The organism is Bartonella sp. AA78NXGY (assembly GCF_042197005.1).
Lineage (GTDB): Bacteria > Pseudomonadota > Alphaproteobacteria > Rhizobiales > Rhizobiaceae > Bartonella.
The window spans coordinates 1-4,436 of record NZ_JBHIRI010000041.1 but is presented as its reverse complement, the minus strand read 5'-3'; the positions used below and the strand labels follow the sequence as shown (position 1 = coordinate 4,436).

Here is a 4,436-nt window from a genome sequence, read left to right as displayed (position 1 = left end):
TAAGTTATCAACAAAAGCTTCAGAAAACTGGTATATCTGGAGCAAATTTCTCAGGCGGCATACGCTATCAGTTTTAACACAAAGCTGTAAAAGCAAGCCTATTCATTCTATTCAATTTAATAAAAAGGCAGCACGATATGCTGCCTTTTTTTATTCTTGACACCCTTTCATAAAAAGATCGCTCGAATAGCTTTTGTTCTTTATCCTCCCAAGATCATCTCCATCAAGATTTATTGATTGACAAGGCTAGGTATTGTTTTTGATGCATACCAGATTGAAGTAGTTGCTCGTACACAGGCAAAAAAGCGCTTTCGTTATAATCCTGAAAAGACAGCTGTGGAAGGTCTTGCCAATTTGCTGGAATTGGGGAGCGTGAAATGCGTGTAGCAGTCTTTGCGCAAAAGAATGAAAATATGCACTAAAGCGGGTGGTTATGCTTAAGGGTGAGAATAAATTCAGTGATTTTGAGAAATCTGCCCCTTACGCTGTCTTAGATATTGAATGGCATTTATCTCTCATAAACAAAAATGTCGCAAAGCGCTTCATCTCCAAGTGAAAGTAAAACTTTCAGAAAAAACACCTTATATGTATTTATTGATAAATCATATATGTTTATTGATAAATCGCGCTTGCTTCATAAAATCCCCTTCCCCTTTTTCTCAAAGCAAAAAGAAAATGTAAAGTTTTACTGTCGTAAGTAGATAAAAAGCACAAGCTACTATTATTTTCCTCTTTACACAGGAAACATACTGCAAAATATTTCTTTACGCAGATAATTTAATTAAATACACCCAAAAAACAAAGACATCAACCACTTTATCAAAATACTCAAGAAGAAACTAAGATTTATAAAAGCATCAATCAGTACTCTTTAGCATATTTATAAAACACATTACATCCAATATAAAACACCTCAGATCTAAAATTAAGTAAACTTTTTTAATTTTTGCTGACGGCTGTTCCCAACGATGCTGTCCCACCCTTTATTCTCCTTAATGCATCAAAATATATGACAGTACTGTGATACCATTAAAAAGTACAAACAAACAACGATCATTTGCTTATAATATTGTCTTTAAATATCATTTTAATATTTTTAATTATATATTTAATACGTAATAACTAAAACTATAAATATAATATGACTTAAATATAAATATATACATTAATTATTATATTTTTTAATTTGACTATAAGTAAATTATAAAACTATAAGTAAATTATAAAATAGTGAGCAAGAAGAATATTTTTATAGACCATTATTTATTTTCTTATATTGTTTGTTCTTCTTATAACAAGTGGAGATATGGCAAACAGAAAAAATATTTGTAGCTTAGTTTTAAGTGAGGAGAACATAAATGTCTAAAAAATCTCTTTTATCGCATACAGCAACTGCAGCAATTCTATTATTTGGGACCTACCACAACACACAAGCGGAAGAACTTAAAGAACTTAAAGTTTCTGATGGAAATAAAATGGAAGTCTCTAAAGAAAGCTACGAGAATATTTGGGCAGAAACGGGTGGAAAAATCATCGGCAAGAATTTAAAGCTGGGGAGTACCTCCCCAACACCACCATCTGTTACAACCGTTGTCACCGTTAAAGGATCCGATAGTTTGATTGAATTATCGGACAATACCATCATTGGTGCTCCACTTGGAACTAAATCTTCCTATGAATACGGCGTTAATATATCGGATAACGCTACATTCAAAATGACAGGAGGTTCTATCAATGTTGATAAAACCGCTATTCAGCTAAATGCTGGTAACGGAAATATGGAAAATGTCACAATAACAAGTGAAAACAGCGAACCCTATAACGCAATAAAAGCTGAAAAAAAAAGTAAACTCACTTTGAAAAATATAACTGTTAAAAAAGCAAAAAACAGCATCTTTGCAGATAACCAAACTCAAGTAACAGTTATCGATGGATCTTTTGAGGCAAACGAAACAGCAATCAATGCTCGAAACGGTAGTATCATTACTTTAAACAATAAGGCAAAAATCACATCACTTAACGGTGATGGGCTCAATGCCATTGGTGAGCAATCAAAAATTTTTATGACAGGGGGAACTGTTACCGGTAGCAATAGTGTATTATATACAAAAGCTGGTGGATATATTAATGTTAAAGATGTTGTGCTCACAGCAAATGGTAAAGGAACAAAATTCGGTGCATTTGCAAGAGGTTCCAGCACTATTGAATTGAATGGTAACACAACAATTAAAAATGCTTCGATCGGTGTTAAAGCCGAAAGTGATAATGCGACAATCAAGATGACCGGAGGATCGATTGAGGTCACAGGAGACAAAGCAGTAGGTGCATCATTTCTTAACACCACCAGCAAAGAAAACACGCTGAAAGATGTAAAAATATCAAGCGGAAATGATGACTTTCTTATGGATAAAGGAATAAGTGCTGACAAAGGAAGTATTGTCACTTTAAATAATGTAACCGTCACGAAAGCAAAAAACAGCATCTTAGCAGATAACAAATCTCAAATAACAATCACCGGCGGATCTTTTGAGGCAAAAGGAGAAGCAATAATTGCTCAAAACGGCAGCAGCATTACTTTAAACAATGGTGCGAAAATCATTTCATCTGAGCATAATGCGCTGAGTGCCATTGGTGAGCAATCAAAAATTTTCATGACAGGAGGAACTGTTACTGGGAGTAATAATTCATTATATGCAACTTTGGGTGGATATATTAATGTTAAAGATGTTGCACTCACAGAAAATGGCGAAAGCTCAGTTACAGGCGCATCAGCTGAGGGCCCAAACAGCGTCATTGAATTAAAAGGAAAAACAACGATTACGAAGACTCTCTTTGGTCTTTATGTAACGGATGGAGGCAAAATCACAAGTGAAGAATTAACGATAAAAGGGAAGAAAACAAATATTGAGGGAATCGAACTGCCCAGCATGGGTGTAAATGCTGCTGCAAATAGCGTCATTGAATTAAACGGAAAAACAACGATTGAAAAAGTTGATTTTGGACTTGTCGCATCCAATAGCACGATTAAGATGATCAATGGCGCTGAAAACAAAATAGATGCAACACTAATTGCACTAAAGATAAACAGAAATGGACATATTGATCTCGCAAATACTTCTGCAACAGCAGGGGTTGCTGGGGTGAATTTTACAGATTTGTCTAAAAATAAGTTAAATGGCCTAAGTAATAGTAATCCACAAGATTGGCAAAACAGTGAAGTTAATTTGACCAATACAGATCTGATCGTTGAAAATGGTATTGGAATAAATACCGATGAATCAATGGGAAAAATTAATCTCAAAAATTCAAAAATCCTTGCAGATACGTTATTCAAAAACATAAAGCAGAAGACAAAACCTGTTGAAATGTTTACTTTAACCGCAGACCATTCTGTCTTACAAGGCGGTGTAAGAAATGACGAAAATGGGCAAACACGCTTTGATCTGAAAAACGACACAAAATGGACGTTGAAGATCAGTAACAATGAAAAAGATGCTGATGGAAAACTACTTGATATTGCTCAAAGATCTCGTTCCGATATTTCTACGCTTAATCTCGATAACAGCTCCATTATGTTTAGCAAGCCAACAGAAAAACAGCATTACCAAACTTTGTATATAGGTTCTGGTAAACCAGACACGCAAGCCGTCTACAATGCCTCTGGTGACGCAAAAATTTACTTCAACGCACAATGGAGTGATGGAGCTGCAATAAATGACCAAAAAACCGATAGGCTTTTAATCCATGGGGATGTCTCTGGCAACACATCAGTTTATGTCACGGGGCGCTTAGAAGAGAACAATATCGAAGCAAATACCTCTGCTGCTGCCAATGTCCGTGGTCTTTCACTTATTCAAGTTTCTGGAAAAGCAGAGGAAAACTCTTTCAAACTGGTAAATGGCTATACCACAAGAGGTGGCTTACCGGATATGTATACACTACGTGCCTATGGACCAGACTCAAGCCAAGGCAAAGCCGATATTGCGCAAAACCTCTTTGATGAAAAGAATGAAAATTTCTGGGATTTCCGTTTACAACCCGAACTGCTTGGCTCCAATTCTGGTTCAAATCCTGATCCTGAAACAAATATCCCTACTGTTGCCCTTGTACCACAAACAGCAAGCTATTTGGTCATGCCAAATGCTCTCTTCTATAGTGGATTAACCGATATGGCTAAACAAAACGCACTCTTAGCCAATATCAGAACATCTGTCTTAGGAAAAGAAGAAGAAAAACAAACCGGTTTCTTCCTCTATACTTACGGAAACACAGGAACCTTATCTTCCAAGCGTGGGCCTCTCAAATATGGTTATGGTGCTGATATCCGCTATGCTGCTCTACAAGCCGGTGTTGCATTCTCGGCATTAGAAGGACAAAATACCACAACACATTTCGGTCTTGTAGGCACCTATGGGCGGCTGTCTTTCACTCCAAAG

The 4,436-nt window shown here is 36.1% G+C and carries 2 protein-coding genes; both read left to right on the top strand.

The genetic code is table 11. From position 1 onward, the window contains the following. Nucleotides 1–237: 237 nt before the first annotated feature. Entirely contained in the window at nucleotides 238–387 is a 150-nt protein-coding gene (locus ACFINL_RS09365) for a hypothetical protein (RefSeq protein ID WP_375612614.1), read from the top strand. 971 nt (nucleotides 388–1,358) lie between these two features. Next, a partial coding sequence (locus ACFINL_RS09360) for an autotransporter outer membrane beta-barrel domain-containing protein (protein WP_375651460.1) occupies nucleotides 1,359–4,436 on the top strand: 3,078 nt, incomplete at its 3' end.